Below are 26,920 nucleotides of genomic sequence, written 5' to 3' on the forward strand. Positions count from 1 at the left end.
GGGCGGTGAGAACGGGCGGGAGCGGTCGATGGAGGACGTCATGCCGAAGAACGACGTCATGCCGGAGAACTCGGCCGAGACCGAGACCGAGACCACGACCGTGGGCGAATATCTGCTCTGCCGGCTGCACGACCTCGGGGTACGGCACATCTTCGGGCTGCCCGGCGACTACAACATGGAGTTCCTCGACCAGGTCGAGGCGTTCCCGGACATCGGCTGGGTCGGCAACTGCAACGAGGTCAACGCGGCGTATGCCGCCGACGGGTACGCCCGGCTGGCCGGCATCGCCGCCATCGTCACCACCTTCGGCCCCGGCGAGCTGTCCGTGGTCAACGGGCTGGCCGGCGCGATGGCCGAGTCGGTGCCGATCGTCTCGATCGTCGGCGGCCCGACGACGGAGATCATGGACCGGCGGGCCGCCATGCACCACTCCCTCGGCGACGGCGACTTCGACCGGTGGGTGAGGGTCGCCCGGGAGGTGACGGTCGCCCAGGCCACCCTGACCGCCGGCAACGCCACGGTCGAGATCGACCGGGTACTCAGGGAGTGCTGGACCCAGCAACGCCCGGTCTACCTGCGGCTGCCCGGCGACGTCGCCCGGCAGCCGGTCCCGAAGCCGCCCCGCCGGCTCGACCGGCCGGCGCCGATCCACGACCCAGACCAGCTCGACGCCTTCGACACCGCCGCCCAGCGGCTGTTGAACGGCGCCACCTGCCCGGCACTGCTGGTCGGCAACCTGGCCCTCCGGTACGGCCTCGGTGCCGAGATCGCCGCGCTGCTCGCCGACCGGCACTGGCCGGCCGCCACCCAGGGCCTCGGCCGAGGGCTGCTCGACGAGACCGGCCCGAACTACGTCGGCGTCTACGACGGCGGGGACAGCGTCGAGCCGGTACGGCGGATCGTCGAGGAGGCCGACGTGCTGGTCTGCGTCGGCGTCAAGTTCTTCGACTGGGACGGGCTGTTCACGGCCGACCTGGATCCGGACCGGATCATCTCGATCGGTCGGCGGGCGAGTTCGGTCGGCGGGCGACTCTTCCACCCGGTCTCCCCGGGCGCCGCGCTGGCCCGGCTGCACAGCATCGGTCCGGTCCGCGCGGTCGACTGGGCCACCGCGCCCGATCCGGGTCGGCCGCCGGCAGCCCGGCTCGACCCGGCCAGCAACGCGCCGATCACCCAGGCCCGGCTCTGGCCGGCGATCTCGGCGATGCTCGCCGAGGGCGACATCGTGGTGCCGGAGACCGGTACGCCGTCCTTCGGGGTCGCGTCGATCCGGCTGCCCAGGGGCGCGGTCTGCGTCCAGGCACCGTTGTGGGGAGCGATCGGGTACGCCGTACCGGCCGCGTTCGGCGCGGCGACGGCGGCACCGGAGCGGCGGATGGTGCTGATCACCGGGGACGGATCGCTGCAACTGACCGCGCAGGAGATCAGCCGGATGATCGCCACCGGCCAGCGACCGGTCATCTTCGTGCTGAACAACGCCGGGTACACGGTGGAACGGGCTGTCGACGGGCGGCACCAGCCGTACAACGACATCGACAACTGGCGGTACGCCGACCTGCCGGCCGTCTTCACCCGGCAGATCGCGGTCGACTCGCACCTGGTCAGCACGGAGGGGGAGTTGGCCCGGGTACTGGCCGGGCTGGGTGCCGGGATACCGGACCGGCCGACCGTGGTCGAGGTACTACTCCACCCGCTCGACCTGCCGGCCGGGATGCCGCAGTGGGGCCGGGAGACGACAGCGGTCGACTACCAGTCGACGCTGGGCAGCACGCCCCGGCTCTCCTGGCGCGGCCTGCCCGACCAGTGAGCCCCGATCATTCCGGCACGTGCACCCGGCACCCCGTACGCCCGAGTCGGGCGGTGACCGGCTGCCCCGGATGCCGGGCGGCGAGGTCGAGGAGCTGCCGGGTCGGGTCGCAGTGGCCGAGGAAGACCAGCCATGGCGCGTACGCCGGCTCAGCGGTCATCGGGGTCGATCCGTTGGCAGTCGTTGATGTGCCCGGTACGCAGCGGGCACCGGCCGCCGCCGCCGCCGTCGAGCGGGCGGGCGCAGAAGACCGGGTGCCGGGTCGCCGGATCGCCCGCCAGGGCGACGGTCGTCTCGCCGGGGACGAGGTCGGGCAGGAAGCGCAGCGACCGGGTGAGGGTACGGGCCAGCAGTTCCGCCGTCGGCAGGTCCGTGCTGGTGACGGTGAGCTGGACGACGTACCGCTGGCGGGGGCCGCCGGTCGTCGCCTCGTCGTCGGCGACGGTGGTCTCCCGGCTCATACCCGGCCGGCCGGGCGGTAGCGGGACTGCCAGTCACGCAGCGCGGACTTGATCCGGTTGTTCTCGGTGCGGGTCCGGGCAAGCTCGGCGCGGACCTCGGCGAACTCGTCCGCGACCCGGTAGAGGAAGGTCCGCACTTCTTCCGGATCGAGTCCGCGCCGGACGCCGGAAAACCGCTGGAAGCGGATCTGGCCGGCGGTCAGCGGCGGGTACGCGACCGGTGGGTGGGCGACGGGCGGGTAGTGGCTGCCGGCGTTCGGCGGCCCGGTCCGGGTGGTGGGTGGCGGTGAGGTGGTGAAGAGAGATCGGAACAGTCTGCGCATGCGGAGCACCTTTCCGACGAGTGGGGATGGGTGGCCCGGCTCGCCGACAGGGAGCGCACGAGCCGGACCACCCGCCCTGCGGACCGCAGCCTCGACCAGCGGCGGTACGGCCACCGGGCCGACTGCGAGGGGGCCGGGACGGGCGATCCCCTTTCCTGTCGTCACCCGCCCCGACCTGGGGACGAGCGCTCCTAGCTGCCACACGAGGAGTGCTCGACGCTCAACTTAGGCATTGAAGCCATGAAAGGCAAGACAGTTGGCTTCCTCTTGTAAAAATCCATCGGCTCGTGATCAGATTGGAGGTGCCACGCGAGGAGTGCTATGCCAGCGACCCCGGACTACATCCGGATCTCGGACGAAATTGCCGCCGACGTCAGATCTGGAAAGTACAAGCCAGGAGACAAGCTGCCGTCGATCGCTGAGCTTTGTTCGCAATACAAGGTCAGCTCATCGACGATCCAACTCGTCTTCGTGCGCTTGGAGGCGATCGAGGCGATCCGGCGGCACCAGGGCAAGGGTGTCTTCGTGACCGATCCGAAGACCTGGCTGCGGAAGCCTTAACTAACCCGCAGGTTGTCGAGCTGCCCCGCCTGTGCGCCCGCCTCAGCCTCGATTCGCGTTCGTGACGCCGGAGAGCACCACCACAAGGGCCCAGTCCGAGCTGCCTGCCCGACTCGCGTCGACGGGAAAGTCCGGACTGGCGGCGTTGACCGCCCCCGGGCTTTCCTCGGCTTCTACGGTGACCCACCGTCCGTCCTGGAGCCGGAAGGTGTACTCGCCGAAACCGGTGGTGGTGTCGACCTCGTCGAGAAGCCCGAACTCGGGGTGTTCGATCGTCTCCACCGTCGCCGACCGATAGTCCCAGTTGGTGCCCAGGCCGTTGGCGAAGACCAGGTCGTATCCGGGCGAGACGATGCCGTGGTGGAAGGCGAACCGGTCCTGCCGGCCGACCTTCAACGGCTGGTCGAGGTCGTACCAACCCGGGTCCCATAACGCGAGGGAGGTCATGTCGGTACGCACGCCACGACTGTAGAGGCAGTCAGCCGGCCGCGATGACCTCGATCTCGACCAGCCAGTCGCTGACCAGCGTCTCGGCGACGATCGCGGTGGTGGGGACGACCCGACCGCCGAGCGCCGCCACCCGGGCCGCCACGTTGGCCTCGGCTCCGCACCGCCCGTACGCGGGCCTGCGCCTGGCGGCGGCGCAGGACCGCGTGCCCGGACTCCTCGGCGACGCCCCTCGCCGAGCCGACCGAGGCGGCCGTTACGGCAACAGCCGCAGCGACTCGACCGCGACCCGCCGGCTGGTGTTCGCGTACGACGCGGCCTGGACGGCTGCCGGGTCGATCGGCCCCAACTGCCACTCGCCGAGCCAGTACTGCTCCAACTGGGTCGCGGTGTGGTTGCCGTAGACCGTGCAGGTGTAGGCCCGGATCAGCGGGACCGCGTTCGGCTCCGGATAGTAGTAGTGGCAGCTCGGCGCGAGCTTGTCTGCGATCTTCTGCAACGCGGCCCGGTACTGGTTGCGCAGGTTCGTCGTGCCGAAGCCGGCCCGGGCCCGGGCCACCAGGGCGATCGGGAAGAGCGTGACGACGGCGTACCCGACGTCGTCGACCGCCTTTCCGGCGGAGACCGCGTCCAGGTACGCGGCGGCCCGGACGGCGTCCCCGCTGACCTCCTGGGCCCAGTCCTCCAGGGTCTCCTCGGCGAAGTTGTTGATGTCCTCGAACTCGATGACGGCGGCGGTGGCGTCGTCCCGGATGTTGGCCACCGCGATGGCGTCGAGATGGGCGATCACCCCCGACTCGGCCTGGTTGAGCGCGTTGATGACGTTCTGGGTCATCGCGGCCAGGTCCTCCGGCGAGATATCGCCGTCGCCGACCTGGCCGAGCAGGTCGAGGGCGAAGTCGAGCATCTCCAGCAGGGAGGTGTTGGTGCCGTCCGGATTGGCCCGGGCCTGGGCGGCCTGGGCCGGGGCGGCGGGACCGGACAGCACGAGCGTGACGGTGAGGACTGCGGCGGCGAGGCCACGCAGCGGCGGAAACTTCATGTCGCTCCCTCCAGCCGGGTACCGGCTACGGCAGGTCGTTGAGGACCTCGACGGCTACCTGGCGGCTCGTGTTCGCGGACGCCTCGGCCTGGACCGCCGCCCGGCCGCTGGTGTCCCACGCCCCGTTGAGGTGGTATTCCGTGTAGCTCGCCGTGTGGCTGCCGTACACCCTGCATTCGTAGACCCGGATGACCGGGATCCGGGGATCGGGGAGGTAGGTGTCGCAGGTCGGCGTCAACCGGTCCACCAGGCGTTGCAGCGTGTTCTTGTACTGCGTGCGCAGGCTGGTCGTGCCGAAGCCGGCCCGCGCCCGGGCGACCAGGGCGATCGGGTAGACCGTGATGGCGGCGTACCCGATGTCGTCGACGGCCCTGAGGTCCGCGACCGCGTCGAGGTAGGTGCCGGCTCGGATGGCGTCGTGGGTGACCTGCTGGGCCCAGTCCTCCAACGTCTCGTCGGCGAGGTTGTTGATGTCGGCGAACTCGATGACGGCGGCCCGGGTGGCGCCACGGATCTCGGCCGAGGCGATGGCGTCGATGTGGGCGATCACCTCCGCCTCGGCCTGGTCGAGCGCGCTGATGACGTCCTGGGTCATCTGGAGCAGCAGCGCGGGCGTGATACCGCCGCTGCTCGCCCGGCCGACCAGGTTGAGTGCGAGGTCGATCATGTCGATCAGCGAGGCGTTGGTGTCGTCGGGATCGGCGTGCGCCGGCTGGGTGGATCCGGGCAGGACGACGGCGAGCGCGAGGGCTGTCGCGGCAAAGCCGCGCAGCAGTCTGGCCTTCATTCGGAGTCTCCTCTCACCCCTTTTGTCGGCAGGCTGCCGGACCCGACTGGACCTTGGCTGGAACCTCACTGGATCACCAGCTCATCCACCAGGGCGGATGCGGTCGGTCCAGTGGAGATCCAGTGGCAGTCCAGCCGCCGTCAATACCGTGCGCTCGACGCGGCCAGACCTCGGGAGGCGGAATGAAACGGAAACTGCTCAAGATGGCCACCGCGGCGGTGGTGGCGACCGCCGTGGTGGTGCCGGGTGCCGCCCGGCCGGCCCAGGCGACGGATCCGGCCACGATCATCGCGGTGGCCCAGTTCGCGCTACAGGCGTACGGCTATTTCAACAGTTCGGAAGATGGCGGGATGACGATCGAGGAGGCGACCAGCCGGATCATCGTCGAGATCGGCAATACCCGGAACACCATCATGGCCCACCTCGACGGGCTGGCCACCGCCGAGGCGCGAGCCTGCGCCGAGCACCACCTGCTGGAGTTCGCCGACATCGAGGAGTTCTCGCTCAGCCTCAAGCAGCGCTGGGCACAGGACGTCACCTCCTGCGTTACGTTGATCAACAGCCTGTGGGGTTCGGTCAGCACCCTCTCCGCCAAGAACCAGCTCGGCATCGCGCTCGGCACGGTCGGCCCGATCGCGCTGGTGGCCCGGGCACAGGCCCGGTTCAGCACCACCGAACTGAAGAACCTGCTGATCGGCGCCTTCGAGCGGGTCCAACAGCGATTCACCCCGTACTGCCAGGCGACGCCGAACGTGTCGGAGGAGTACTGGCAGATGTATCCCGACCCGTCCTGGGTCTACGCCTGGTATTCCTGTGCGCCCGCGCCCGAGCCGCCGTACTGGTCGGAGAACATCGGCAGTTACAGCGTCTACGAACTGGGACTGTGGCACTGGGGTGCCCCGGTGAACTACCCCAACTGGCCGGCCGTGATGGACGGGTCGAAGCGGCTGTCGGCGTACGTGGTGGCCGAGTCGGCGCTGAGCCAGCTCCGGGCGTAACCGGCACCTCTCGTCGCGGTCACCGCCCCGGCGGCGGTGGTCGCGACCGCCGCGAACCTGCGACGATCGACGTGCGACAACCACCGCCCGGCCGATGGTGAGGGAACGACTTGGAGATCACCGGGTACGACAGCGTCCTGCTGGCGCCCTCCTTCGAGGCCCAGATGCTGCGGACCTTCATCGACCGGCTGGCCCAGCGCTGGCCCGCACTGCTGGTCACGGTCGAGACCGGCGGCGAGTCGGAGACCCAACTCCGCTGGACGCTGCGGCGCGAGCGGTCGCTGCCGGCCACCGAAGGCTGGCTATACCTGCTCCGGGACGCCGAAATGGACGCCTATTCCGACGACCACGCCTACGACCCGATGCCGGACGGCGACGGCCCGCTCAGCGTGATCTACCGACCGGACCGATCGAGCGGCGGCACCCAACTGACCCTGGTCTCCCCGGACGACCCGGCCGGGCACCCCTTCTCCGGCTGGGCGTACGACCTGCTGGCCGAGTGCGTGGGCGTTCGCAACTCCCCGGGGCCGAACGGTTATCCCGGGGTCAGGCACCAGTAGCCGTACGGGTTGCGGTAGAGGTCGTCCGGGTCGTAGCGGGCGCAGTCCCGGCTGCCGAGTATCCAGAGTGGGGCGTCGGCCGCGAGCGCGAACGTCTCGCCGTCGCGGATCTGCCGGGCCCGGGGCTCGGTCAGCAGATAGCGGGCCAGCGCGTCGAGTAGGCGTACCTGTTCGTCGACCTCGGCCGGCCCGGTCGGCTGGCCGGCCCGCAGTTCGACGTCCGGGGCGCCGAGCAGGTGCATGCCACAGCTGTAGACCGCCACGCCGTCGGTGATCGGCCGCTTCACCCAGGCCCGGTGCAGCACCACCGCCAGGGTCGGGTCGTCGGTCGCGGCGGCGGCCCGGTCGGCCAGGTCGAGCCAGCGGTCCCGGCCGTGTGCCAGGCCGCTGCTCTCGTTGCGTACCGCCGTGGCGCCGCCCCGGAGTAGCGCGGCGGTCAACGCCAGCATCCGCCGCGACACCTCGATCGCGGTCTGCCGGGTCGCCGGCGGCGACAGCAGGTACGCCACCGTGTCGTGTTCCTTGACCGCCCGCCGGTCGGCGTCGGTGAAACTCGGGCTGGTCAGCGAGGACCGGAACGAGGCGGCCATCCGCGGGTCGGGTTCCGGGCGGGAGTATTCGGTGTCGAGGGCACAGTCCGGGCCGCCGATCTCGGCCGTGAGCCGGGCCACGACGCCGAGGTCCAACCCCGCGCCGAGCACGCAGAGCACGTGCTGCGGCGGCATCGATCCGGCCTCGTCGATCACGCCCGGCAGGCTACCAACGGGTACGGCGGCGCTGTCAACGTCCCCGACGCAACGCGCCGCCCGGACCCGGTACCGGGCAGGTGCCGGACGACAACGGCGGTGCCCGCCGACCCCGCTCGGGGGTCGGCGGGCACCGCCCTCGGCAGTCACCGCCGGGTCAGCACCCGGCCCGGCCGCCGGTCAGATCCCGCCCAGCCGGGTGGGACACGGGTTCACCGGTTCCAGGGTGAAGTCGAGCGTGCTGACCAGGCTGGCCTGGATCTGCTGCCGCTTCACCTGCGGCACCCAGCCGTCCTTGGCGACGATGACGTCGTACCGGCCCCTCGCCAGCCACCAGGAGTAGCCGCCCTGGTTGCTCGCCGACAGGGTGTAGCCGGTGGCCGGATCGCCGACCAGGTTGGCCCGGACCGTCGCGGGCAACGGCACCTCGGCGCCACCACAGGTCCGGCCGATCACCGTGCCCTGGATCTTGCCCCAGTTACCGGGCGGGGAGACGTTCATCTCCACCCCGATCACCGGTACCGGATAGGGGCTGTCCGTCACCAGGCCGAGTTCGGCGGTGTAGGTGCCGGGCTGGGGCACCCCGGCCGCCGCAGTGGCGGTCAGGGTGACGGTGATGGTCCGGGACGCCCCGGCGGCCAGGGTGAAGCTGGCCGGCGCGGTGCTCAGCCAGGACGCCTCGCCCGTCTCCAGACAGGCTTCCAGCCCGCCGAGCCGCTCCGTCTCCGCCGACCCGACGAACGAACTCGGCGAACCACCCACCTTGTACGCTCCGCAGACGCCAGCGCCCCGGTAGCGGGCGAACTGCGCGTTCGGCAGGTTCACCCAGGCACCGGCCACCGGGTCGTACCCGATCGTCCGGTTGGTCAGCGTGGTCGAGGCCGCGGTGGCGCCACCGGCCAGCACGAGCATGCCGCCGGCCGCCGCGTACTGCGAGCCCCAGAGGTCGAGCGGCATGTCCGGCAGCGGTGCCCAGGCGTCGGTCGCCGGGTCGTAGACGTAGCCGTTCTTGAACTCGGTCACGCCGACGCCACCGGCACAGTAGACCTTGCCGCCGATGCCGCCACAGGACATCCAGGAGGAGCCCTGCGGATAGTCGGCGGCGGTGTCGAACTTGCCGGTCAGCGGGTCGAAGACCGTCACGTCCGGCGAGTCGGCGGAGCACTCGTTGTCGCCGCAGCCGCCGATGACGTAGAGCCTGCCGCCACTGGTCGCGAACGCCGCCGCCGCCCTGGGCGCCGGGTTGGTCACCCCGGAGAGGGTGCTCCAGGTCCCGGTCGTCGGGTTGAACACGTCGACCGTCTCCACCGGGGCCGAACCGGCACCCCAGCCGCCGATCGCGTAGATCCGGCCGTTCAGCGCGGCGACCGCCGGCTTCGACCGCGCCGTCGGCATGTCCGGCAGCGCCGTCCAGACGTTGGTCGCCGGGTCGTAGACCCAGGTCTTGCGCTCGTTGCCGGTGCCGGAACCGCCACCGATCGAGTAGACCTTGCCGCCCAGGGTCACCGCCGAGTTGTCGTAGATCGACGCCGGGAGGTTGGCCACCCGGGTCCACGCGTCGTCGACCAGCGGCGCTGCGGCGGCGGTCCCGGTGCCGGGCCCGTACGCGATCCCGGTACGACTCTTGCTCAGCCCCTTCATCTTGTGTTCCACCAGCTCGGCGCCCTTCGCCGAGAGCTGACTGAACCGGGCTGCCCGCTCAAGTGTCTCCACTGTGGCCGGCGCGTTGCCGGTGTTCGTCACCGTCAGGGTGACGTTCCGGGTGCTGCCGTACGGCTGGTGCAGTTCCAGGTCCTTCGGGGTGACCGTCAGCCGGGCCGCCTTGAGCGCGAAGTCGACCCGCCGGGTGGCGTCCACCGGTACCGCCACCTGCTTGGTGAACCCCCGGTACGGCGCCAGGCTGGCGGTGAACGGCTGCGTCCCGGTCAGGCCGGAGTAGAGCCAGTAGAAGCCGTCCGGGATGTTCGGGTCGTCCGGCGTCGCCACCGACACGCCCTTGTCGGCCGGCTGGTTGTCACTGGTCACCGTGACGCCGTTCAGCGCCTCGCCGGTGTTGGCGTCGGTGGTGAAGCCGGCGACCAGGCCGCCCGGCTTCGGGGTGCAGGTCCGGTTGACCAACTGGACGTTGTCCACCTCCCACCACCAGGCGAAGGTGCCGTTGAACCGGAACCGCACCTTGGCGTTCGCCGCACCGGCCGCCCGGTCCAGCGGTACCTCCTCGACCCGGGGGCCGCGCCGGCTGACCGTCTGGTGCCAGACGTTGGTCCAGGTGCTGCCGCCGTCGGTGGAGACATCGACGTCGGCGGTGTCGCTGATCCCGACCGCCCGCCAGTCGCTGTTGAAGCGCAGCAGCGGCGCGCCCGCCGCCGAGAGGTCCAGCGCCGGCGTGACCAGGTCGGTGTCCTGGGTGTTGCCGCTGCCCAGGTCGTCACTGTCGATGACCGCGAAACTGCCGGTACCGCCGGTCAGGTTGCCCCGGGCACCCGGGTCGTCGAACGCCCAGCCGCCCTTGTCGGTGCGGTTCACCACCGACCAGCCGTCCGGGGCCGAGGCGCCGTCGAAGCTCTGCGACAGCAGCGGGTCGCTGATCGCGGCCGTGTAACCGGCGGCGGTGCAGGCCGACAGCACGGCGGCGCTGATGTTGACGGTCTTCGAGCCGGTACCGACGGCCACCTCGGTGCTGACCGGCCGGTAGCCGGGGTAGACGACCGTGGTGTCGAGCCGGTAGGTGGCGCTGCCGGGGACGGTGAAGGAGTAGGCGCCGGTCACCGGGTTGCTGTAGACCGGGCCACCGGGTCGGCCGGAGACCTCGATTTTCGCGTACAGCGGCCAGCCGTGCCCGGAGCCGTCGGTGACCTTGCCGGCCACGGTGACCATCCGAGCGGTGGCGAGGGCGAAGTCCTGGGTGAGGATGCCGCCCTGGGCCACGGTCACGGTGGCGGTACCGGGGTTGAAGCCGTACCCGCTGGCGGTCAGTTCGTGACTGCCGACCGGCAGTACCAGGGCGTACTTGCCGGCCGCGTCGGTGAGCGTGTTGAAGTCGCCGGTACGCACCTGGGCGCCCGCCACCGGGTCCCCGGTGCTGGCGTCGGTGACGGTGCCGGTGACCCGACCCGAGTCGCCGCGCGGCGCCGCCCCGACCGCCTGGTACGCGTTGAGCCGGCCCTCGCCGAAGGTGTTGTTGTCGTCGACGGTGCCGCCGCAGGTGAGCGCGTCGACGTCGGTGGCGGTGTCGTCGAGCAGCCGTTCGGTGGCCGTCACGTTGCCCTTCAGCCCTGGTGCGGCCGACCAGATCAGCGCGACGGTGGCGGAGACGTGCGGTGCCGCCATCGAGGTGCCGCTGCCGAGCCCGTAGCCGTTGGTGGGCAGGCTGGACCGGACGTTGCTGCCCGGCGCGGCGATGTTCGGCTTGACCGAACCGTCGATGCTGGACACTCCCCGGCCGGAGAAGCTGGAGATGTTGTTGTTGCTGTCGTAGGACCCGGCCGCGTAGGTCAGGGGGTAGTCGCCCGGGTTCTCGGTGGTGTTGCAGCCCGGTCCGTCGTTGCCGGCGGAGAAGCTGGGGAAGATGCCGGCGGCCCGCCAGGAGACCACGGTCTGCTTGTACCACTCGTCGTTGCGACCGCCGCCCCAGGAGTTGTTGACGACGTCCGGGTGCAGGTCTGGCCGGGGGTTCTGCCCGTTCAGGTCGGTCGGGGCGAGTACCCACTGGCCGGCGGCGAGCAGCGAACTGTCGGAGCAGTTGTTGGTCTCGCAGCCCTTGGCGGCGATCCACCGGGCGCCGGGCGCCACGCCGATCTGGTTGCCGGCACCGTCGTCGCCGACCATGGTGCCCATGGTGTGCGTACCGTGGCCGTTGTTGTCGCACGGCGCCGCGCTGGCGCAGACCGCGGCCGGGTCGAACCAGTTGTAGTTGTGGTCGAAGCCACTGGGGGTGTTGCCCCGGTAGGCGTTCCGCAGCGCCGGGTGGTCGAACTGCACGCCGCTGTCGATGCTGGCGACGACCACGTCCTCGCCCCGAGTGTCGAACTCGGACCAGACCCGGGGCGCCTCGATGTTGGTGAGGTTCCACTCGACCGCCCTGGTACCGGCGTCGGTGGTGGCCCGGAACGGCTCCGGTTTGATCAGTTCGTAGGTACGACTCGGTTCGATGCTCTGCACGTCGTCCCGGGCGGCGATGGTGTCGAGCAGGGCGCGGTCGCCCTCCACCCGCAACACGTTGGCGATCCAGTACGACCGGTACGTCGCGCCGCGCTTGTCCAGTTCGGCGCGGAGGTCCCGCTGGCTGCGCTCGGCGGTGGCGGTGAGCGTCCGGTAGACCGCGGTGGCCCGGTCGTCGGAGTCGGGCAGCTTTGCCGCTCCGCTCAACTCGGCGCGTTCTCGCAGGTAGACGGTGAACGTGCTGGTGCCCTCGGCGGCGAGTTCGGCCAGCAGTTCCCGGCTCACCTCCGCCTCGGGACCGGCCGCCACGGCGACCGCCGGCTGCGCGGTGACGCCGAGCAGCACGGCAGCCGCGGCGGCCACCAGCCGCCAGGGTCTTGGCCGGCCAGCCCAGCTCCGTCCGGATCGATGCGGCATGGGTTCCTCCCCCACTGTTCGGCGTCCCGAGCCTTCTCGGAAGCCAGCTCCGCAGCCCCGGATGCCCGGCGCTGCCGGCACGCGTGGGTCCGACGGTTGCTTACGGACAGCGCCCCCCACATCGGCTTGGAGTAATGTTCTTGCTCCCCGGGGTAGTGATCAATGCCCGAGGTCGGCCAGTATCTAGGCAGTAACTGGGCGTGTTTCGGTCAGGAGTTAGCCGAATGCCTTACATCGGTTAGCGTCGCTGTTGACGCGCCCGGTCAAACCGGTTTGGCTAGGGCCCGCAGTGTCGACGGGGGAGGAGTGGAGCGAGGTGGCAAACGGAGAAGTCCCGCTCGTCGTGTGCGTGTCTACCGACGTCGCGGTACGGGAACGGGTGGTTCGACGGCTGGACGACTTCGGTACGGTCGTGATCTGTTCGGATCTGTCCGAGTTACGGGCAATGCTGTTTCCAATGGTCGGCAACGCGACGGATTCCGAACCAGGACCGGTGAGTCTCGGTGACCTGTCCGTCGACCCGGGCGGCCACCTGGTCACCTGGCGGGGCGAGCCGCTCGCGCTGACCAGGCTGGAACGGGAACTGCTGGCCCGGCTGGCCAGCGCGCCGCTCGGGGTGTGGACGTACGAGCGGCTGTTTGGGTCGGTCTGGGGCGGCGCCTACCTCGGTGACACCGCCATCCTGCACTCCGCCGTGAAACGGCTGCGCCGCAAGCTGCGCGCCGTCGAGGGCGGGCCGCAGGTGCAGACCGTACGCGGCGTCGGCTACCGGCTCGCCCCGGGACACTGACCCGACGACGCCGGCACCCTGACACCCCGGCCACCGACCGGGCACCACCCCCGACGCCGGCACCCCGGTCGACCAACCGCTGACCGATCCGCGCGGTGGCCGATCCGGCCGCTGGCCGATCCGAAGGGTGGCTGATCCGGTCGGTGGCCGGCTCGGTGCCGGCGCTCCGGGGTCGCCGTGCCACCATGGCTGGCGTGAGCATCGACGCCCCGGCACCGGCCTGGCCCGGTCAGCCGGACCCTCCGGCCCCTCCCCGGTGGCGGCGCTGGCTGCTCGTCGGCCTGGTGGGCTGGGGTGTGCTGCTGCTGGTGCTCACCCTGGTCTCGGTCTACCGCGACGAGCCGACAGTGAAGGAGCAGCGCAGCATCGAGCAGGCCGAACCGGTGTTGGAGCGGGCACTCGGCGAACTCGTCGTGGCGGCCGGCCCGGACGTCGCCGTCGAGATCGCCGAGCGACGGGTGGCCGACGACTGCGAACTCACCGTCGTCCGGGACGGCGCGTCGCTGGATGCGGCGGTCGTCGTGCACGCGCCGGACGCGGACGTACCCGCGCTGCTGGACCGGATCGCGGAGCGGCTGCCGGCGGCGTACCGGGCCCGGGTCCGGCACAGTGCCGACGGGAGCAGCCACGCCCTGCGCGCCGACGCGGGTGAGTTCGTGGCGATCGAAGGCGGTCAGGTCGGCCCCGGCGTGGTCGAGTTGACCGTCGACACCGGTTGCCGACCGGTCTCCGGCGATCCCGACGACCGCGCCGTGCCGCCGTTGCCGCCGGCCGAGCCGGAACCGCTCCGGGTACTCGGCGCGCTCGGCGCGACCGAGCCGACCCCGGTCGAGCTGGTCTCCGTGGGCTGCCCGGGGCAGGGCACCACCTGGACCGCACACGCCACCGGCCGGGGAGTACCGGCCGGCCCGCCGAGCACCCTGCTGCCCCGACCGGCCGGCGCCGTCGTGGTCGCCGACACCACCGAGCTGTACGCCTACCGCAGCGGCCCGGTCAGCGTGGTGGTCGAAAGCGGCGACGGCCGGATCCGGGTCGCCGTCAGCAGCGGCTGTGGTCGGTGACCGGGTCCGGCCGCCCATAAGCGCAACGACCACCGCCGACCGGCGTGGGCCTGGAGTGGGTCGACGTGTTCGGAGTGGGCCGACGCCCGTCGACGGGTGGACGAGGGTGGCCGACCCGGCAGACGCTCGGGTCCGGATGGAACCCGGCGATGCAGGTCAGCGCGGCGACTAGTAGACCAGCGCCTGTGCGCCGTCCGCCATCGCCTCCTCGACGAAGACCGCTGCCCCGGCGATGCGTACCCCGGGCAGCACGTCGGACTCGCCGATCTCCCGGCGCGCGGCGCACTGGGTGCAGACCGTGACCTGGCCGTTGCTCAGGATCACGTGCAGCAACTCGGCCAGCGGCGCGGAATGCGGCAGTTCGAACTCCTCGGCCCGGCCGGGCAGCGCGAACCAGCTCGACTCACCGGTCAGCCAGAGCGAGACGTCGACGCCGGAGGCGACCGCGGTGGCGGCCACTGTGAACGCCTGGGCACAGCGTTCCGGCGAGTCCGAACCGGCGGTGGCCTTGACGACCAGGGTACGAGCCATGAGGCCAGCATAGGATCTACCCGTCATGGTTACCGAGATTGGGTTCGTCAGCCTGCTGGTCGCGGGTCTTGGCGCGCTCGCCGGTTACCTGGTCTACCTGGCCGTGAAGATTTCGAGAGGACGTTGGTGAGTGCGAGGAGTGAGCCGGGTTTGCGAGCCCCGCAGTCACGAGCGGAAGGGATGCTGGTGAGTGCGAGGAGTGAGCCGGGTTTGCGAGCCCCGCAGTCACGAGCGGAAGGGATGCTGTGAGTAACCCGATTGAGCCGCCGCCCTGGCTGAACGCGCCGCCAGTCGACCCGTACCCGTACGAGGAGACCTACGACCTGCGCAAGGGGCCGGACCTGCACCCGGCGTTGCTCGGCCTGCTGCCGTACGTGGGGCTCTGGCGTGGACGGGGGCGGGGCGGGTTCCCCAGCATCGAGGACTTCGACTACGCCCAGGAGATCCGGATCACCCACGACGGGCGGCCGTTCCTGCACTACGAGTCGCGGGCCTGGATCCTGGACGAGCGGAGCCAGCCGGTCCGGCCGGCCGGTCGTGAGGTCGGCTGGTGGCGGGCCGTACTCGACGCCGACGGCAACGGCACCGACGAGCTGGAGGTGCTGCTGACCACCCCGACCGGGATCATGGAAGTGCACCTCGGCAAGGTCACCGGTACCCGGGTCGAGATCGCCACCGACGCGGTGGTGCGGAGCCCGACCGCCAAGGAGGTCACCGCCGGGCACCGGCTCTTCGGCATCGTCGAGGGTGCACTGCTCTACGCCCAGGAGATGGCGGCGGTGGGACACCCGCTCTCGCCGCACCTCTCCGCCCGACTGATCCGGGTCGGCGGCTGACGACTACCGCCCAGCGGGTCGGGACGTTACCGCTCAGCGGGGCGCCGGGACGTTACCGCTCAGCGGGTCGGGACGGGACGGGGAAGCCGAGCAGGTCGGCCAGTACGGCGGTGTGCGGCGAGTAGCGCAGTGGCACCCCGTCGAGTTCACGGACCACGGCGAGGCCGCGTACCGACGAGGTGAACCAGACCCCGTCGGCGGTGTGCAGTTCGGCGGGGGTGACCAGGCGGCGGGCCACCGTCCAGGCCAGCTCGCCGGCCTGCCGGAGCAGCCAGTCGGCGGTCACCCCGGGCAGGATCCCGGTCCGTTCCGCCGGTACGACGCACAGCTCTTCGCCGGTCAGCCAGACCAGGTTGGCGGTCGGCCCCTCCAGGGCGTACCCGTCGGTCGAGGTCCAGAGCACGTCGTCCACGCCGTTCGCGGCGGCCCAGCGCCGGGCGGCCTCGCTCAGCCCGTACGACGTGGTTTTCAGGCCGGCGAGCAGCCATGGCCGGCCCACCCGGGCGTCGGCGGCGACCCCGAGCGGCAGCGTCGCCACCCGGATGCCGTCCCGCCGGGCCTGCCGGGACCTGGCCGGCACCGGGGAGAGGGTGGCGTAGACGGTCGGGCCGGCGCCGCCCTCGGGTCCCCGGGTGCAGACCAGCCGCAGCGCGCCCTCGGTCCCGATCGGCCAGTCGGCGCAGACGGTGTCGAGCAGTTCGCGCAGTTCCTCGGTGCGGGGCAGCGGCAGGTCGAGTGCCGCCGCCGCCCGGGTCAGCCGGGCCAGGTGCTCCCCGACCAGCCAGGGGCGGCCGGCCCGGACGTGCATGGTCTCGAAAAGCCCGTCACCCCGGAGTACGCCCCGGTCGTCGGCCCGGATCACCGGCTCGCCGGCCGGCACCACGCCCCGGCCGAGTACGGCGACCACCGCCTGCTCGCTCGACATTCCGCCGAGGGTAGCCGTCGAGGGGTCGGCGAGGGTAGCTGTCGAGGGGTCGGCGAGAGTAGCTGCCGAGGGGTCGGCCTCCGCCGATCCGCACTATGCTTTGCCGGTGTCGGAATCGTCACTTGCGGAGATGCTGCGCTCCCGCGGACTGCGGTTGACGGCGCAGCGACAGTTGGTCCTCGAAGCCGTGCTGGAACTCGGGCACGCCACGCCCGAGCAGGTGCACTCGGCGGTCCGCGAGGTCGCCGCCGGAGTGAACATCACCACTATCTACCGGACTCTGGAACTACTCGAACGCCTCGGGTTGGTTACCCATACGCACCTGTCCCACGGGTCACCGACGTACCACGCCGCGGGTGAGGACACCCACGTGCACCTGGTGTGCCGGATCTGCGGGGCGGTGGACGAGGTCGATCCGGAGGTCTTCGGGCCGCTCTGCGACAAGCTCGCGGCCGAACGGGGCTTCCAGGTCGACATCGGGCACGTGGCGCTCTTCGGCGTCTGCGGGCGGAGCGACTGCGAGGAGCGGCGGTAATGATCGAAGAGGAGCGGCGGTAATGATCGACATCGCGGGTGCGGTGGCTGTGGAGGCGATCGACGAGGCGACCCGGGACCAGCCGGAGCCGGAGCACGCGGCGGCCGGGGTACGCCCGGTGGCCGCGCACTACGGCGACCCGATCCGCGAACAGCGGCTGCTCGCCACCGACGTCGGCCTGGTCGACCGGTCGCACCGGGGGATCATCGCCGTGCCCGGGGTCGAGCGGGCGAGCTGGCTGCACACCCTGACCAGCCAGCACCTCGCCGCGCTGACCGCCGGGCAGGGCAGCGAGCTGCTGGTGCTCTCCCCGCACGGGCACGTCGAGCAGCACGCGATGGTCGCCGAGGACGGCGAGACCACCTGGCTGGACACCGAGCCGGGCGACACCGGCGGCCTGCTGAGCTATCTGGAGAAGATGCGCTTCTTCACCCCGGTCGACCCCCGGGACGCCACCGCCGACTGGGCCCTGCTCTCGCTGGTCGGCCCGCGCGCCACCGAGGCGGTCGGCGCGCTCGGCGTCACCGGGCTGGCCGAACCGGACCTGCTCGGGGTGCCGGGCCCGAAGTTCGCCGCCGGCTCCCTGCCACCCCGGCCGACCGTGGTGTACGACGTACGCACGCTGTCGGGCGGGGGGTGGGCGCGTCGGGTCCGGCTCGGGGTCGACCTGCTGGTGCCCCGGGGGAGCCTGCCGGAGGTGGTCGGCACGCTGACCGCCGCCGGCACACCGGTCGCCGGACTGTGGGCGTACGAGGCGGTGCGGGTGGCGCAGCGGCTGCCCCGGGTCGGTTTCGAGACCGACCACCGGACGATCCCGGCCGAGGTGGGGTTGGTGGCTCCGGCCGTACACCTGGACAAGGGTTGTTACCGGGGCCAGGAGACGGTGGCCCGGGTGCACAACATGGGCCGTCCGCCGCGCCGGCTGGCGCTGCTGCACCTGGACGGGGTGACCACCGACCAGCTCCCGGCGGCCGGCGCCCCGGTGACGGTCGACGGGCGTACGGTCGGCTTCGTCGGTACGGCGGTCCGGCACTTCGAGCTGGGCCCGGTCGCGCTCGCCGTGCTGAAGCGCTCGGTACCGGACGACGCCGCCCTGCTGGTCGAGGGCTCGGCCGCCGCGATCGACCCGGAGTAGTCGCCCGCCCTGCTGGTCACGGCCGCGCGCGGGGGGCTCGGCTAGGATCCCGGCATGACGGGCACGTTGATCACGGTCGCGCCGACCGGGGCCGAGTCGGCGAAGGCGGAGGTCCCGGCGCTGCCGGTCACCCTCGACGAGTTGGTGGTCACCGCGAAGGAGTGCGAGGCGCTCGGCGCCGCGGTGATCCACGTGCACATCCGGGACGACCAGGCCCGGCCCACCCTCGACCTGGGTCGGCTGCGGGAGACCGTTTCCGCGTTGCGCGAGGGCACCGACCTGATCGTGCAGCTCTCCACCGGCGGCTCGGTGACCGACCCGGAGGCGGACCGGCTGGCCGTGCTGGACGCCGACCCGGAGATGGCCTCCTGCACGATGGGTACGGTCAACTTCGGCGACGACGTCTTCCTCAACCGCTGGCAGTTCGTCGTCGACCTGCACACCCGGATGCAGGACCGGGGCATCGTGCCGGAGTACGAGATCTTCGACCTCGGCCACCTGGCCGCGCTGCGCCGGCTGCTCGACCGGTACGGCCTGCCGGCCGGCGGGCACGTGCACGTCGACTTCGTGATGGGGGTGCCCGGTGGCATGCCGGGCAGCACCGAGGCGCTGGTCGCCTGTGCCCAGGCGCTGCGGGACCTGCCCGACGGGACGACGTTCTCGGCGACCGGCATCGGCCGGAGCACCATCCCGGTGATGCTCGCCTCGGTCTCGGCCGGCGGGCACCTGCGGGTCGGCATGGAGGACACCATCACCTATGCCAAGGGGCGCCCGGTCGAGTCGAACATGCAACTGGTGGCCCGGGCCGTCGGGCTGGCCCAGCTCGCCCAGCGCCCGCCGCTGAACCCGGCGCAGGCGCGGGAGCTGTTGGGACTCGCGGCACAGCGCTGAGGGGTGCCTGGTCGGCGAGCCGGCCCGGTGGGTACCGTCCGCGACCATGGGCGAGATCTACGACGGCGGCGTACCGCTGGTGGAGGCGGTCCGGTCGGGCTTCGTGGAGTCCGTACACCGGGGTTCCGTGGTGGTGCTGGACGCGACCGGTGCGGTACGGGCCGAGGCCGGTGACGTCCGGCGACCGGTCTTCCCGAGGTCGTCCAACAAGCCGCTCCAGGCGATCGGGATGCTCCGGGCCGGGATGCCGCTGACCGGTGCCGACCTGGCCGTCGCCTGCGCCAGCCACCACGGCGAGGACCCGCACGTCGACCGGGTCGGCGCGCTGCTGCGGCGTACCGGGCTGGACGAGTCCGCGCTGCGCTGCCCGCCTGACCTGCCGATCTCGGAGCCGGCCCGGGCCGCCCTGCTGCGGGCCGGCGGAAGGCCGTCCCGGCTCCGGATGAACTGCTCCGGCAAGCACGTCGGGATGCTGCTCGCCTGTCAGGCCGCCGGCTGGCCGGTGGCGGAGTACTGGCGGCCCGAGCACCCGCTCCAGCAGCGGATCACCGCCGCGGTGGAGGAGTTCACCGGCGAGCCGGCGGCGGCGGTCGGGATCGACGGCTGCGGCGCACCGCTGCTCGCCGGCTCGCTGACCGGGCTCGCCCGGGCGTACCTGCGGCTGGTCTCGGCCGAACCGGGCTCGCCGGCCCGGACGGTTGCGGACGCGATGCGGGCGTACCCGGAGATGGTCGCCGGCACCGGCGACGAGGCGTACGACACCCGGCTGATGACCGGGATCCCCGGGCTGCTCGCCAAGAGTGGCGCCGAGGGGGTGGTCGCGGTGGCGGTGCCCGGGGTCGGCGCGGTGGCCGCCAAGATCGACGACGGCGCGTCGCGCGGCCGGATGCCGGTACTGGTCTCGGCGTTGCGCCGGCTGTCGGTGGACGCCCCGATCCTCCACGAGCTGGCCGAACTGCCGCTGTACGGCGGCGACGAGGTGGTCGGCGCGGTACGCACCCGCTGGTGAGCGCACGGTACGCCTCGATGAGACGCCGCTAACTATTGCTAGCTTTCGCAAGCAGTTTGCTTGCAGGAGCAAGCGCCGCTCGCTACCGTCGAGACATGGCCAATCCGAAGGACCTTCCACGGGACATCGGCGGGTTCATCCGTGACCTGCGGCGCAACGCCAAGATCTCATTGCGGCAACTGGCCGAGCAGGCCGGGGTGAGCAACCCCTACCTGAGCCAGATCGAGCGTGGGTTGCGCAAGCCGAGCGCCGAGGTGCTCCAGCAGTTGGCCAGCGCGCTACGGGTCTCCACCCCGGCGATGTACCTCCGGGCCGGGCTGCTCGACGACCGCGAGGGGCAGGGCGTACTCGCCGCCATCGCGGCCGACCCGGACCTGACGGTGCCGCAGAAGCAGTCGCTGAGCCAGATCTACGAGACGTTCCGCCGGGAGAGCCTCCGGCAAGCGGACGTACCGGCCGAGCCGACCACCACCGCCGCTGCCCCGACCACCACCACCGCCACCGGTCCGGGTACCACCGCCCCGGGTGCCACCGCCCCGGGTGCCACCGCCGGTCCGGGTGCCGCTGCCGAGGAGGACCTGACGGAGGCCGTACTCGAATCGGTGGCGGTGACCGAGGCGGGCGCCGCCGGACCACCCACCGAACCCCGGCCCGGCGCCGAATCCACGCCGCCGGCCGCCGCCACGAAGAGGACCGCCCGGAAGGCGGTCAAGAAGGCCGCGCCGTCGACTCCGACGGTCGCCCCGGCCGCTGACGAGGAGGAACAGTGATGAGCCAGCCCCGAACCGCCCGGATCCCCGCCCCGCTCTACGCGGTGGCCGGTGCCGGCGATCTCGCGTACCAGCAGTTGCGCCGGCTGCCCGCCGTGGTCAGCGGGCTCGGTGACGAGACGACCCGTACCGAGCTGCGGGAGAAGGCCGTGACGACGACCGCCGAGCTGCGGGAGAGGGCGATCGCGACCACCACCGAGCTGCGGCAGAAGGCCGCGCTGACCCTGCGCAACGCCAACACCGGCGCGGCGAACCTGCGGCACCGCGCCGCCAACGGCGAACTGGACCTCGACCGGCTGCGGGAGGCGACCATCCGCAACGCGGCGGTGGTGGTGGCCGGTGCCCAGGCCGCGCAGGAACGGGCCGTCGCCGTCTACGGCGAACTCGTCGCCCGGGGCGAGCGGGTGGTCGGTGCCGGCGTGGTGCAGGCCGCCGACACCGTCGACGCGGACCTGGCCGCCACCGAGACTCCGGCGGTGACCGCCGCCGGGCAGCCGGCGCTGAGCACCACCCCGGCCGAGGTCGTCGAGCAGGTCAAGGAGCCTGCCGCGTCGGCCGCGGCCACCGAGACGGTCGAGGCCACCCCGGCGAAGACCCCGGCGGTGAAGCGCCGCCCGGCGGCGAAGTCGACCCGCCCGGCGACCAAGCGCACCCGCCCGGCGGCCGACAAGTAGTCGGCCTCTGGACGCCGAGCCGCGGCCGGTGACCTCGGGTGGGTGCGCCAAGTGGCACGTACCCGGGGTCACCGGCATAAGCTTTCCGCCATGGGCACAGCCGCGCCGCTCTTCTTCGACGACGTCGTATTCATCATCAACCTGGTGCTGATCGTCTTCGCCCTCGTGATCCAGGGCGTCGCGCTCGTGCACTGCATCACCCAGCGTTCGGACGCCTTCCCGGCGATCGGCACCCTCCCCAAGGGAGCCTGGGTCGCCATCCTGGCCGTCTGCCTGGTGCTCACCCTGCTGCTCTACCGGCCGCTCAACCTCTTCGCGCTGATCGGCATCGCGGCAGCGCTGATCTATCTGCTCGACGTCCGGGTCGGGCTGCGTGACCTGACCGACGGCAAAGGCTTCTGGTGAGAGATTTCCGCTGGCCACCGCCGCCCGACGGCGGGCCACGGACGTACGGCCCGGGGCCGACCGCGCCACGCAGCGGCCGGCCGGCCCTGCCCGACCCGGAGACCGAGCTGGTCACCACCCCGCACGGCGTACGGCTGGAGCGGCTGGTGACCGGCGACGGCGACCCGGTCACGGTCTTCGCACACGGACTCGGCACCGGCATCTCCACCACCCGACCGCTGGGCAGCGCGGTCAACGGTCGCAAGATCTTCTTCCAGTTCCGTGGCCACGGCCGATCCGAGGCTCCGGAGGGCGAGTGGAGCTACGCCGACCTGGCCCGTGACCTGCGGGCCATCGCCGATCTCGGTGGGGCCGGCCGGGCACTCGGGATCAGCCTCGGTGCGGGCGCGCTCTGCCGACTCCTCTGGGAGAGTCCCGGCCGCTTCGAGCGGGCGGTCTTCGTGCTGCCCGCCGTACTCGACGAACCCCGGCCGGAGGTGGCCCGGCGGCGGCTCGCCGAACTGCTCACCGCGGTACGCAGCGGCGACGCCGCCGAGGTGGCCGAGGCGGTCGCCTTCGAGGTGCCACCGGCGGTCCGTAACACCCCGGCCGGCTGGGCCTACCTCCGGCAGCGGGTGGACCAGTTGACCCGGGACGGTCTCGCCGCCGGGCTGGCCAACCTGACCGGTCAGGTCGCCGTCCGGCAGCGTTCGGCCCTGGCGGCGGTCACCGCCCGTACCCTGGTGATCGGCTGTGCCGGCGACGACCTGCATCCGGTCGCGGTCGCCGAGCAGCTCGCCGAGGCGCTGCCGGCGGCGACGCTGCACGTCTACGACAAGCCCGGCCTGCTCTGGACGCACCGCGCCGACCTGCGCGAACGGATCTCCGGCTTCCTCAACTGACCGGCTCGCAATGCCGGCCGATCGTTCCGGCCCGGTGCGAGGGGTCACCCGTCGACCAGGCTGTCGGGCTGCCCCGGTTGTGCGCGCGGTCGACGCGGGCCACCGCTAGCGGGCGACGGGCCACCGGTAGCAGGCGACGGGCCACCGGTAGCAGGCGACGGGCCACCGGTAGCAGGCGACGGGGCAGCGGCAGCGGTTGACGGGCCACCGGTGGCACCGGAAGCGGGCCGGCCAGAGTAACGTGGCGAGCCATGGGCGTTTCCCAGCACGGCCGGACGCACCGGCTCGACCTCGCCGACCCGACCCTGCGAGAGTGGGAGTGCACGGTGCTCTCCGCCGATCCCGAGCAGGGGATCGTGCTGGACCGGTCGGCCTTCTATCCGGGCGGCGGCGGCCAGCCGCCGGACCACGGGGTCCTGCTCTGGCAGGGTGTGCAGACCCGGATCGTCGGCACCCGCAAGGGCGACGACCTCTGTCTGATCCCCGCCGAGGGTGACCCGGTGCCGCCGGTCGGTACGGCGGTGACCGGCGCGGTCGAGGACGTGCGGCGCAGCCTGCTGATGCGTACCCACTCCGGGCTGCACGTGCTCTGCGGGGTGGTGTTCCGGGACTTCGGTGCACTGGTCACCGGCGGAAACATGGAGCCGGGCGAGGCCCGGATGGACTTCAACCTGCCGGAGGTGCCGACCGACTTCAAGGCCCGGCTGGAGGAACTGGTCAACACCGAGGTCACCGCCGACCGGGCGGTGGCGGTCAAGGTGCTGCCCCGGGACGACGCACTGGCCCTGCCGGACATCATCCGTACCCAGTCCAACCTGATTCCCGCCGACGAGCAGGAGATCCGGATCGTCGACATCGTCGGGCTGGACGTACAGGCCGACGGCGGCACCCACGTCGCCTCCACCGCCCAGATCGGCAAGGTCCAGGTGGTCAAGGTGGAGAGCAAGGGCCGGGCCAACCGGCGGGTACGGGTCCGGCTGGTCAACTGACCCGACCTGGCAGCGGCTCGTCCCTCACCCACACCGGCTACCGCCGGTCGCCGTCGTAGAGCTGGCCCAGCCGCCGGGCCGCCGAGCTGAGCCGGGCACGTAACTCCGGCGGCTCCAGCACCTCGACCTCCGGGCCGAGGCTGAGTACCTGGCTGTACGCGACATCGGGGGACTCGACGGGCAGCCGGGTCACCACCCAGCCCTGCTCGTCGGGCTCCCCGGCGTTCGCCTCGGCCTCCCGTACGGCGGGTGGCTCGGTGACAAACCGCAGGGCGTACCGGCCGGCGGGGCTGAGCCGGATCGTGATCTCGTCGCGCAGCATCTGCCGGACGAACTGCTCCGCCTGGCTGGCCCAGTAGCCGGCCAGCTCGAACGAGACGTCCCGGGCGAACGTCTCCGCGCCGACGGTCACCTCGGTCATCCGGTCCACCCGGTAGGTGCGGTGCCCCGCCCCGACCCGGGCCACCAAATACCACCCACCGGCCTTGCACACCAGCCCGTACGGCTCGACGGTCCGGGTCACCTCCCGGTCGCCACGGCGGTACCGGAACTCGACCGTCCGGTCCTGCCACACCGCCTCGGCCAACTCGCCGAGCCCGTCCGGCGGATCCGCTGTCCGGAACCACCCCGGTATGTCGAGATGGAACCGCCGCTCCACCCGGGTCGACGCGTCCCGCAGCCCGCTCGGCAGCGCGGCGAGTACCTTGAGCTGGGCCGCCGCCACCACGTCGGTGAGGCCCATCTCGCCGGCCGGGCCGGGCAGCCCGGAGAGGAAGAGCGCGTCGGCCTCGGTCCGGCTCAGCCCGGTCAGCCGGGTCCGGTAGCCGCCGAGCAGCCGGTAGCCGCCGCCCCGGCCCCGGTCGGCGTAGACCGGGATGCCGGCGGCGCTCAGCGCCAGTACGTCCCGGTAGATCGTCCGTTCCGAGACCTCCAGCTCCCGGGCCAGCTCGGCGCCGGTCATCGACTCACGGTTCTGCAACAGCAGGACCAGGGAGATCAACCGGGCGGCGCGCATGCGTCCCATCCTGCCCGGCGGCGCCGACGTCTCCACCGGGCGGCGGCGCATCTCCGCCGGGCGACAGCGCCGAGTCGCCGGGCGGCGGCAGGGACTCGTCGTCGTGCCGGTGGTGGAAGCGGCCGATAGGCTTGCCGGTCGTGCAGACCCACACCCCCACCGAGGCGCGACCCCGCCGGATCGGTCCGTTCCTCTCCGCGTTCGGCTCCGGCGTCGGGCTGCTGTTCCGGGGGCTCGCGGTCTACGGCCGCAGTCCGATGCTGGTCCTGCTCGGCATCGTGCCCGCGGTGATCTCCGGGGCGCTCTACCTGGCCGGGCTCGGCACGCTGATCTACTTCTCCGACGACCTCGCCGCGCTGATCACCCCGTTCGCCGACGACTGGTCGAACGTCGCGCGCCAGACCCTCCGGCTGATCGCCGGGCTCGCCCTGCTCGGCCTGGGCGGCCTGCTCGGGGTGCTCACCTTCACCGCGATCACGCTGGTGATCGGCGACCCGTTCTACGAGAAGATCTCCGAACGGGTCGAGGAGCGCTACGGCGGGGTGCCGGACGAGGTCGAGCTGCCCTGGTGGCGGTCACTGCGGCGCAGCATCGCCGACGCGGCGCGGCTGCTGGTCCGGTCGGTGCTGTTCGGCGTACCGCTCTTCGTCGCCGGGTTCGTGCCGGTTCTCGGGCAGTTCGTCGTACCGGTGATCGCCGCGATGGTCGGCGGCTGGTTCCTCGCGATGGGCATGGTCGGGGTACCGTTCCAGCGGCGTGGGCTCCGGCTGCCGGACCGGCAGCGGGCGTTGCGGGCGCACCGCCCGCTGACCCTGGGCTTCGGGGTGGCGGTCTTCCTCTGCTTCTTGATCCCGCTCGGCGCGGTGCTGCTCACCCCGGCCGCGATCGCCGGGGCCACCCTGCTGGCCCGGCGCACGCTCGGCCAGTCGATCGACCACCCCGACCAGACTGCCGTGCCCGCTCCCGAGGCATCCTGATGCGGATCGAACTGGTCCCCCATCGGGTACGCCGGAAGTTCGACTGACCGCCCGCTCGTCAGGGCGGGGCGGGTCAGGTGGAGGCGCGTAGTACGAGTTCGGTGGGGAGCAGGACGGTCGGCTCGATCCGCTCCCCGGCGGCGAGCCGGAGCAGTTGGCGGGTCATCGTCCGGCCGAGATCCTGGATCGGCTGCCGTACGGTGCTCAGCGGCGGGTCCGTGTAGCCGGCCAGTTCGATGTCGTCGAAACCGATCAGCGCCACGTCCTCCGGCACCCGCCGTCCCGCCTCGCGCAGCGTACGGAGTGCGCCGTGCGCCATCAGGTCGGAGGCGACGAAGACCGCGTCCAGGGTCGGCTCCCGGGCCAGGAGCTGCCGCATCGCGACCGCCCCGGACTCCCGGGTGAAGTCGCCGAACGCCTCGACCTGCCGGTGTCCGGTGTCCCGGAGTTCGGCCCGGTAGCCGGCGAGCCGGTCGATCCCGGCCACCATGTCCTGCGGGCCGGCGATGGTGGCGATCCGCTGCCGGCCCGACCTCAGCAGGTGCCGGACCGCGCCGCGTACCCCGGCGACGTGGTCGACGTCGACGTACGGCACCGGGACGGGCGGCTCGCCGAGTGGGCGCCCGCTGCACACCACCGGCAGCCCCGCCTGGGCGAGCGCGCCGGGCAGCGGGTCGGCGCCGTGCAGGGAGGCGAAGAGTACGCCATCCACGTGCCCGCCCATCGCGTAGCGCTCGACCCGCTCGTGGCTGGCCGCCGACTCGGCCAGGGTCAGCACGAGCTGCTTGCCGGCGGCCTCCAGCTCCCGGCTGACCCCGAGGATGATCCCGGGGAACACCTGGTCGTCGGAGAAGACCCGGGTGGACGCCTCCGGCAGGATCAGAGCCACCGAGTCGGTCTGCTGGGTGACCAGGCTGCGCGCCGCGAGGTTGGGTACGTAGCCCAGCTCCCGTACCGCCCGCCGGACCGCCTGTTGGATCGGCTCGGCGACCGTGGTCGAGCCGTTCACCACCCGGGACACGGTGGCCCGGGACACCCCGGCCCGTTGAGCCACCGCCTCCAGCGTGGGCCGCGCGCGGGTCACCGCCATCTCCGCTCCTCAGCTCAGCCGCCGGGAAAATGGTTCCACGCGCGCCTGAAGGTCAACAACCCCGTCGGCGGGCGCCGAACCCTCGACCACGACACG

The 26,920-nt window shown here is 72.1% G+C and carries 30 protein-coding genes; 18 read left to right on the top strand and 12 right to left on the bottom strand.

Going from position 1 to position 26,920, the window contains the following annotated elements:
• The first annotated feature begins 28 nt into the window (after nucleotides 1-28).
• Nucleotides 29-1,807, top strand: a complete 1,779-nt coding sequence (locus Pma05_RS14330; RefSeq protein WP_239312346.1) for an alpha-keto acid decarboxylase family protein — start codon at nucleotides 29-31, stop codon at nucleotides 1,805-1,807.
• A gap of 7 nt (nucleotides 1,808-1,814) precedes the next feature.
• Here Pma05_RS14330 and Pma05_RS14335 read toward each other — a convergent pair whose 3' ends face one another.
• Genes Pma05_RS14335 through Pma05_RS14345 form a run of 3 tightly spaced genes read right to left on the bottom strand, consistent with a single transcriptional unit; the run spans nucleotide 1,815 to nucleotide 2,591 of the window.
• Nucleotides 1,815-1,967 (bottom strand): hypothetical protein, encoded by a 153-nt coding sequence (locus tag Pma05_RS14335; RefSeq protein ID WP_203857877.1) that lies wholly within the window; start codon nucleotides 1,965-1,967, stop codon nucleotides 1,815-1,817.
• A complete protein-coding gene (locus Pma05_RS14340) occupies nucleotides 1,957-2,268 on the bottom strand; it encodes a hypothetical protein (RefSeq protein ID WP_203857878.1) in 312 nt (103 codons plus the stop codon). The genes Pma05_RS14335 and Pma05_RS14340 overlap by 11 nt, the downstream gene beginning before the upstream one ends.
• On the bottom strand, nucleotides 2,265-2,591 hold the full coding sequence (locus tag Pma05_RS14345) for a DivIVA domain-containing protein (RefSeq protein ID WP_203857879.1): 327 nt from the start codon (nucleotides 2,589-2,591) through the stop codon (nucleotides 2,265-2,267). Before Pma05_RS14345 ends, Pma05_RS14340 begins: the two co-directional genes overlap by 4 nt.
• 321 nt (nucleotides 2,592-2,912) lie before the next feature.
• On the opposite strand from Pma05_RS14345, the gene Pma05_RS14350 reads away from it, so the two are divergent.
• Entirely contained in the window at nucleotides 2,913-3,152 is a 240-nt protein-coding gene (locus Pma05_RS14350) for a winged helix-turn-helix domain-containing protein (RefSeq protein ID WP_203857880.1), read from the top strand.
• 42 nt (nucleotides 3,153-3,194) lie between these two features.
• Here Pma05_RS14350 and Pma05_RS14355 read toward each other — a convergent pair whose 3' ends face one another.
• The 3 genes from Pma05_RS14355 to Pma05_RS14370 all read right to left on the bottom strand — a co-directional run bounded on the left by Pma05_RS14355 (nucleotide 3,195) and on the right by Pma05_RS14370 (nucleotide 5,428).
• The gene (locus tag Pma05_RS14355; protein ID WP_203857881.1) at nucleotides 3,195-3,611 is read right to left on the bottom strand and encodes a hypothetical protein; all 417 of its coding nucleotides are present in this window, start codon (nucleotides 3,609-3,611) and stop codon (nucleotides 3,195-3,197) included.
• A gap of 244 nt (nucleotides 3,612-3,855) precedes the next feature.
• Nucleotides 3,856-4,641: a eukaryotic translation initiation factor 3 subunit E gene (locus tag Pma05_RS14365; protein WP_203857882.1), complete on the bottom strand. Its 786-nt coding sequence runs from the start codon at nucleotides 4,639-4,641 to the stop codon at nucleotides 3,856-3,858.
• 25 nt (nucleotides 4,642-4,666) lie between these two features.
• A complete protein-coding gene (locus Pma05_RS14370) occupies nucleotides 4,667-5,428 on the bottom strand; it encodes a hypothetical protein (protein WP_203857883.1) in 762 nt (253 codons plus the stop codon).
• Between the two features lie 182 nt (nucleotides 5,429-5,610).
• Between Pma05_RS14370 and Pma05_RS14375 the strand changes: the two genes are divergently transcribed.
• Nucleotides 5,611-6,426 carry a hypothetical protein gene (locus tag Pma05_RS14375; RefSeq protein ID WP_203857884.1) on the top strand — a complete coding sequence of 272 codons (816 nt, stop codon included), beginning with the start codon at nucleotides 5,611-5,613 and terminating at the stop codon, nucleotides 6,424-6,426.
• Nucleotides 6,427-6,536: 110 nt separating this feature from the next.
• Nucleotides 6,537-6,986 (top strand): hypothetical protein, encoded by a 450-nt coding sequence (locus tag Pma05_RS14380; RefSeq protein WP_203857885.1) that lies wholly within the window; start codon nucleotides 6,537-6,539, stop codon nucleotides 6,984-6,986.
• Here the strand turns inward: Pma05_RS14380 and Pma05_RS14385 are convergent.
• A complete protein-coding gene (locus Pma05_RS14385) occupies nucleotides 6,962-7,732 on the bottom strand; it encodes a hypothetical protein (RefSeq protein ID WP_203857886.1) in 771 nt (256 codons plus the stop codon). The two genes, Pma05_RS14380 and Pma05_RS14385, sit on opposite strands and share 25 nt — an antisense overlap.
• A 180-nt stretch (nucleotides 7,733-7,912) precedes the next feature.
• Entirely contained in the window at nucleotides 7,913-12,310 is a 4,398-nt protein-coding gene (locus Pma05_RS14390) for a S8 family serine peptidase (protein ID WP_203857887.1), read from the bottom strand.
• Between the two features lie 316 nt (nucleotides 12,311-12,626).
• On the opposite strand from Pma05_RS14390, the gene Pma05_RS14395 reads away from it, so the two are divergent.
• Nucleotides 12,627-13,100 (top strand): winged helix-turn-helix domain-containing protein, encoded by a 474-nt coding sequence (locus Pma05_RS14395; RefSeq protein ID WP_203857888.1) that lies wholly within the window; start codon nucleotides 12,627-12,629, stop codon nucleotides 13,098-13,100.
• A gap of 194 nt (nucleotides 13,101-13,294) precedes the next feature.
• Nucleotides 13,295-14,161, top strand: a complete 867-nt coding sequence (locus tag Pma05_RS14400) for a hypothetical protein (protein ID WP_203857889.1) — start codon at nucleotides 13,295-13,297, stop codon at nucleotides 14,159-14,161.
• A 168-nt stretch (nucleotides 14,162-14,329) separates the two neighbouring features.
• Here Pma05_RS14400 and Pma05_RS14405 read toward each other — a convergent pair whose 3' ends face one another.
• Nucleotides 14,330-14,692 (bottom strand): DsrE family protein, encoded by a 363-nt coding sequence (locus Pma05_RS14405; RefSeq protein WP_203857890.1) that lies wholly within the window; start codon nucleotides 14,690-14,692, stop codon nucleotides 14,330-14,332.
• 25 nt (nucleotides 14,693-14,717) lie between these two features.
• Between Pma05_RS14405 and mtfM the strand changes: the two genes are divergently transcribed.
• Nucleotides 14,718-14,822 (top strand): small membrane protein MtfM, encoded by a 105-nt coding sequence (mtfM, locus tag Pma05_RS43460; RefSeq protein ID WP_275414691.1) that lies wholly within the window; start codon nucleotides 14,718-14,720, stop codon nucleotides 14,820-14,822.
• Between the two features lie 115 nt (nucleotides 14,823-14,937).
• Nucleotides 14,938-15,528: a heme-binding beta-barrel domain-containing protein gene (locus Pma05_RS14410; protein ID WP_203857891.1), complete on the top strand. Its 591-nt coding sequence runs from the start codon at nucleotides 14,938-14,940 to the stop codon at nucleotides 15,526-15,528.
• 52 nt (nucleotides 15,529-15,580) lie between these two features.
• Here the strand turns inward: Pma05_RS14410 and Pma05_RS14415 are convergent, their stop codons facing one another.
• Nucleotides 15,581-16,453, bottom strand: a complete 873-nt coding sequence (locus Pma05_RS14415; RefSeq protein ID WP_203857892.1) for an aminotransferase class IV — start codon at nucleotides 16,451-16,453, stop codon at nucleotides 15,581-15,583.
• A 106-nt stretch (nucleotides 16,454-16,559) separates the two neighbouring features.
• On the opposite strand from Pma05_RS14415, the gene Pma05_RS14420 reads away from it, so the two are divergent.
• From Pma05_RS14420 to Pma05_RS14460, 9 genes are all read left to right on the top strand, one after another.
• Nucleotides 16,560-16,988: a Fur family transcriptional regulator gene (locus Pma05_RS14420; protein WP_203857893.1), complete on the top strand. Its 429-nt coding sequence runs from the start codon at nucleotides 16,560-16,562 to the stop codon at nucleotides 16,986-16,988.
• Between the two features lie 22 nt (nucleotides 16,989-17,010).
• Nucleotides 17,011-18,123, top strand: coding sequence for a CAF17-like 4Fe-4S cluster assembly/insertion protein YgfZ (gene ygfZ, locus Pma05_RS14425; RefSeq protein ID WP_203857894.1), 1,113 nt, complete (start codon nucleotides 17,011-17,013; stop codon nucleotides 18,121-18,123).
• Nucleotides 18,124-18,177: 54 nt separating this feature from the next.
• Nucleotides 18,178-19,014 carry a beta-keto acid cleavage family enzyme gene (locus tag Pma05_RS14430; protein ID WP_203857895.1) on the top strand — a complete coding sequence of 279 codons (837 nt, stop codon included), beginning with the start codon at nucleotides 18,178-18,180 and terminating at the stop codon, nucleotides 19,012-19,014.
• A 46-nt stretch (nucleotides 19,015-19,060) separates the two neighbouring features.
• Complete coding sequence (locus Pma05_RS14435; protein ID WP_203857896.1) at nucleotides 19,061-20,023, top strand: asparaginase; 963 nt, start codon at nucleotides 19,061-19,063, stop codon at nucleotides 20,021-20,023.
• A gap of 95 nt (nucleotides 20,024-20,118) precedes the next feature.
• A complete protein-coding gene (locus Pma05_RS14440) occupies nucleotides 20,119-20,793 on the top strand; it encodes a helix-turn-helix domain-containing protein (RefSeq protein WP_203857897.1) in 675 nt (224 codons plus the stop codon).
• Nucleotides 20,790-21,467 (top strand): hypothetical protein, encoded by a 678-nt coding sequence (locus Pma05_RS14445; protein ID WP_203857898.1) that lies wholly within the window; start codon nucleotides 20,790-20,792, stop codon nucleotides 21,465-21,467. Before Pma05_RS14440 ends, Pma05_RS14445 begins: the two co-directional genes overlap by 4 nt.
• Nucleotides 21,468-21,557: 90 nt before the next feature.
• Nucleotides 21,558-21,872 carry a DUF2516 family protein gene (locus Pma05_RS14450; protein WP_203857899.1) on the top strand — a complete coding sequence of 105 codons (315 nt, stop codon included), beginning with the start codon at nucleotides 21,558-21,560 and terminating at the stop codon, nucleotides 21,870-21,872.
• Entirely contained in the window at nucleotides 21,869-22,753 is an 885-nt protein-coding gene (locus Pma05_RS14455; protein ID WP_203857900.1) for an alpha/beta fold hydrolase, read from the top strand. Before Pma05_RS14450 ends, Pma05_RS14455 begins: the two co-directional genes overlap by 4 nt.
• Nucleotides 22,754-23,004: 251 nt before the next feature.
• Nucleotides 23,005-23,742 carry an alanyl-tRNA editing protein gene (locus tag Pma05_RS14460; RefSeq protein WP_203857901.1) on the top strand — a complete coding sequence of 246 codons (738 nt, stop codon included), beginning with the start codon at nucleotides 23,005-23,007 and terminating at the stop codon, nucleotides 23,740-23,742.
• A gap of 37 nt (nucleotides 23,743-23,779) precedes the next feature.
• Here the strand turns inward: Pma05_RS14460 and Pma05_RS14465 are convergent, their stop codons facing one another.
• Nucleotides 23,780-24,757: a helix-turn-helix transcriptional regulator gene (locus Pma05_RS14465; protein ID WP_203857902.1), complete on the bottom strand. Its 978-nt coding sequence runs from the start codon at nucleotides 24,755-24,757 to the stop codon at nucleotides 23,780-23,782.
• A 140-nt stretch (nucleotides 24,758-24,897) separates the two neighbouring features.
• Between Pma05_RS14465 and Pma05_RS14470 the strand changes: the two genes are divergently transcribed.
• Nucleotides 24,898-25,734 (top strand): EI24 domain-containing protein, encoded by an 837-nt coding sequence (locus tag Pma05_RS14470; RefSeq protein ID WP_372441474.1) that lies wholly within the window; start codon nucleotides 24,898-24,900, stop codon nucleotides 25,732-25,734.
• A 73-nt stretch (nucleotides 25,735-25,807) separates the two neighbouring features.
• Here Pma05_RS14470 and Pma05_RS14475 read toward each other — a convergent pair whose 3' ends face one another.
• Nucleotides 25,808-26,824, bottom strand: a complete 1,017-nt coding sequence (locus Pma05_RS14475) for a LacI family DNA-binding transcriptional regulator (RefSeq protein WP_203857903.1) — start codon at nucleotides 26,822-26,824, stop codon at nucleotides 25,808-25,810.
• Nucleotides 26,825-26,920: the final 96 nt, after the last annotated feature.

The organism is Plantactinospora mayteni, from assembly GCF_016862935.1.
GTDB classification, from domain to species: domain Bacteria; phylum Actinomycetota; class Actinomycetes; order Mycobacteriales; family Micromonosporaceae; genus Plantactinospora; species Plantactinospora mayteni.